General features: G+C 73.3%; 4 protein-coding genes. All 4 read left to right on the forward strand.

Annotation, left to right across the window (positions count from 1 at the left end; all coding sequences use genetic code 11):
- Positions 1 to 856 (forward strand): sensor histidine kinase (locus E1286_RS46405; RefSeq protein ID WP_187368334.1); only part of this gene is annotated, 856 nt, incomplete at its 5' end.
- On the forward strand, positions 847 to 1,503 hold the full coding sequence (locus E1286_RS46410; RefSeq protein WP_132623681.1) for a response regulator transcription factor: 657 nt from the start codon (positions 847 to 849) through the stop codon (positions 1,501 to 1,503). The genes E1286_RS46405 and E1286_RS46410, both read left to right, overlap by 10 nt.
- Positions 1,500 to 2,282: a DUF4097 family beta strand repeat-containing protein gene (locus tag E1286_RS46415; RefSeq protein WP_132623683.1), complete on the forward strand. Its 783-nt coding sequence runs from the start codon at positions 1,500 to 1,502 to the stop codon at positions 2,280 to 2,282. Before E1286_RS46410 ends, E1286_RS46415 begins: the two co-directional genes overlap by 4 nt.
- A 51-nt stretch (positions 2,283 to 2,333) precedes the next feature.
- On the forward strand, positions 2,334 to 3,980 hold the full coding sequence (locus E1286_RS46420) for an acetolactate synthase (protein WP_132623685.1): 1,647 nt from the start codon (positions 2,334 to 2,336) through the stop codon (positions 3,978 to 3,980).
- Positions 3,981 to 4,019: the final 39 nt, after the last annotated feature.

Raw genomic sequence — 4,019 nt, forward strand, 5'->3', positions numbered from 1 at the left:
GGTGTGGGGCGGGGCGGTGGTGGGCCTGCTGGCGTTCCTGCCGCCGCAGCTGCACCGGCCGCCGATGGAGTTCCCGCTCGACCTGAGGGACAACCGGGTGCTGGCCGTGTTCATGGCGGTGGGGCTGGTGTTGCTGCTGCTCGCGCCCGTGCTCGCGCGCGGCATGGCCGCGCTGGACCTGTCGGTGGCCCGTACGCTCCTCGGCCCCAGCCGCGACGAGCTGGACCGGCGCATCGAGACGCTGCGGGAGAGCAGGGCCGGGGTGATCGACGCGACCGACGCGGAACGCCGCAGGATCGAACGCGACCTGCACGACGGCGCCCAGCAGCGGCTGGTGTCGCTCGCCATGAACCTCGGCCTGGCCAGGGCCACCCTGACCGACCTGCCCGAGCCCGCCCGCAAGGCCATCGAGCAGGCGCACGAGGAGGCCAAGCAGGCGCTCAAGGAGCTGCGCGACTTCGTCCGCGGCCTGCACCCGGCCGTGCTCAACGACCAGGGCCTGGACGCGGCGCTGTCCGGCGTCGCCGCCCGTGCCCCCTTTCCCGTGAAGTTGCGCGTCGACATCGAGCGGCGCGTCACTCCGACCATCGAGGCGGTGGCCTTCTTCATCGTGTCCGAAGCACTGACCAACATCGCCAAGCACGCCGCGGCCACCCGGGCCGAGGTGACCGTGCGGCGCGAGGGCGACCGGCTGCGCCTGCTCGTGTACGACGACGGCTGCGGCGGCGCCCGGATGGACGGCGGCACCGGCCTGCGCGGCCTGGGCCAGCGGATCGACTCCGTGGACGGGACGCTGCGCCTGTCCAGCCCGCTGGGCGGCCCGACGACGATCGAGGTGGAACTGCCGTGCGAGTAGTGCTCGCGGAGGACTCCGTCCTGCTGCGCGAGGGCCTGATCCGGCTCTTCGACGCCGCGGACATGGAGGTCGTGGCGGCCGTCAGCGACGCCGAGGGGCTGCTGCGCGCGGCCGAGGAGCACCGTCCCGAGCTGGTCGTCACCGACGTGCGGATGCCGCCCACGCACACCGACGAGGGCCTGCGGGCCGCGCTGGTGCTGCGCCGCCGGCTGCCGGGCCTGGCCGTGCTGGTGCTCTCGCAGTACGTCGAGGAGCGTTACGCCGCCCAGCTGCTCGCCTCGGCCGCGACCGGCGGCGTCGGCTACCTGCTGAAGGACCGGGTGGCCGACGTGGCGGAGTTCTTCGACGCGCTGCGCCGGGTGGCCGCCGGCGGCACGGCGCTCGACCCGGAGGTGGTGGCCCAGCTGCTGCTGCGCGGCCACAGCGACCCGCTCGAACGGCTCACGCCCCGCGAGCACGAGGTGCTCCAGCTGATGGCCGAAGGGCGTTCCAACGCCGGCATCGGGCAGGTGCTCGTGCTCAGCGAGGGCGCGGTCGGCAAGCACATCGGCAACATCTTCGCCAAGCTCGACCTGGCGCCGGCCGAGGGCGACCACCGGCGGGTGCTCGCCGTGCTGCAGTTCCTCAAGACCAGGAGCCTGCCGTGAGGGCGCTCTGGCTGGCCGCCGGGGCCGTGCTGACGGTGGTCGCGCTCGTGGCCTCCACGACGGTGCTCTGGCACGGGTTCGCCCGCGCCAGGACGCCCCGCGACGACACGACGCGTTCGATCCCGTTCGCCCACGAGCAGGTGCGGATCATCGTGGGCAAGGGCGACGTGAGCCTGTCCATCACCTCCGGGCGGGCCGGCGAGCTGTGGATCGGCCGCTCGCTGCGCTGGTCGCGCGACCGGCCGACAGTGACGGAGGACTGGGACGAGCGGACGGCCACCCTGCGCCTCGAAGCCGTCTGCCCCGGCTCCGACCAGTCGGCCGGTCCCCTCTGCCACGCCGACTACGCGGTCAGCGTCCCGCCGGAGACCGACGTCGAGGCGAACATGTCGCACGGCCCCCTGTTCGCGAGCGACCTGTTCGGCAGTGTGCGGCTGACGTCGGTGTCCGGCATCGTGCACGTGATGGACCTCGCGGGGCCCCTGCGGGTGCGGACCGGCACCGGCGACGTGCTCGCCGAGCGGCTCGCCGGCGGCGAGGCCGACGTGGAGACGGGATCCGGGGTGGTGCAGGTGAGCTTCATGGAGCCGCCCGACACGGTCAGGGCCGTGGTGCGCACGCGCGGCGACGTCACCGTGCGCACGCCCGCCGTCGCCTACGACGTGGACCTGGAGGCCGCCCGCAGCCGCGTGGACGTCGAACGCGACGAACGGTCGACACGCAAGATCACCGCACGGGCGCCCCGCGGCACCGTCTCGCTGTCCACGTGCTGCGGGTGATGCCGTGCCCAAAGTCTGTTTACCGGTGTGACTGGTTGGTAAGTTCCCGGCATGGAGTCTGCGAAGCACGCCGGTGACGCCGCCGTCGCCGTGTCCAAGGCCTATGGCGTCGAGACCATGTTCACCCTGTCGGGAGGGCATGTCTTCCCGCTCTACGACGGCGCGGTCCACGAGGGCATGCGCATCCTCGACGTACGCCATGAGCAGAGCGCGGTCTTCGCCGCCGAGGCGACCGCCCGGCTGACCAGGAAACCCGGCCTGGCCGTGCTCACCGCCGGGCCCGGCATCACCAACGGCGTCAGCGGCGTCGCGACCGCCCACTTCAACGGCTCCCCGGTGGTCGTCCTGGGCGGGCGGGCGCCGCAGTCGCGCTGGGGCAGCGGCGCCCTGCAGGAGATGGATCACCCGCCGCTGCTGGAGCCGATCACCAAGCTGGCGTTCACCGCCTCCGGCGCCGAGTCCGTCGGCCAGGACGTCGAGTCGGCCTTCCGCACGGCGCTCGCGCCCCACCGCGGACCGGTCTTCCTCGACTTCTTCATGGACCACCTGTTCTCCCCGTCGCCCGTCCACGAGGTGCGCACGCAGTCCCCGTCGCCGCTGGAGCCCGACCCCGACGACCTGGCCGCCGTCGCCCGCCTGATCGCCGAGGCCGAGCGTCCGGTCGTCGTCTACGGCTCAGACGTGTGGATGGACCGCGCCGAGGAGGCCGCCCGCGACTTCGCCGAGACCTGGCGGCTGCCGGTCGTCCCCAACGGCCAGGGCCGCGGCATCCTGCCGTCCGGCCACGAGCTGCTCGTCACCCGGGCCCGCGGCCTCGCCTTCGGCCAGGCCGACCTGGTGATCGTGGTCGGCACGCCGCTCGACTTCCGCCTCGGTTACGGCTGGTTCGGCGGCAAGGACGGCGCCCCGCTGGCCAAGGTGGTGCACATCGTCGACGCGCCCTCGCAGCTGGCCACCCACATGCGGCCGGCCGCCTCCGCCGCGGGCGACCTGTCGGTGGTGCTCTGGAGCCTCGGCAGCGCCTGCGCCGACGCGGGGGTCAAGCCCGACAAGTACGCCTCCTGGGCGTCGAAACTGTCCGCGGCGGCCGCCGCGGCCATCGCCGGCGACGCCGACCTGCTGGCCGCCGACTCCGACCCGGTCCACCCCATGCGGGTGTACGGCGAGCTGGCCAAGGTGCTGGACGACGACGCCGTGGTGATCGGCGACGGCGGCGACTTCGTCTCCTACGCCGGCAAGTACGTCGAGCCGAAGCAGCCGGGCAACTGGCTCGACCCGGGCCCGTACGGCTGTCTCGGCACCGGCCTGGGCTACTCCATCGCCGCCCGCCTGGCCCGGCCCTCGTCGCAGGTCGTGCTGCTGCTCGGCGACGGCGCCGCAGGCTTCTCCCTGATGGACGTCGACACCCTGGTCCGCCACCGCCTCCCGGTCGTCATGGTCTGCGGCAACAACGGCATCTGGGGCCTGGAGAAGCACCCCATGCAGCTGTTGTACGGCTACGACGTGGCCGCCGAGCTGCAGCCGCACTGCCGTTACGACCAGGTCGTGACCGCGCTGGGCGGCGGCGGCGAGCTCGTCACCAAGCCGTCGGAGATCGGCCCGGCGCTGCGCAGGGCGTTCGACTCCGGCATCCCGTACATGGTGAACATCGCGACCGACCCGCAGGTCGCCTACCCCCGCAACACGACGGGGGTGTGACGGCCTACTGCTGCGGTTTGGTGGGCGTGGGGGTCGGGC

The organism is Nonomuraea terrae, from assembly GCF_004348995.1.
GTDB lineage: Bacteria > Actinomycetota > Actinomycetes > Streptosporangiales > Streptosporangiaceae > Nonomuraea > Nonomuraea terrae.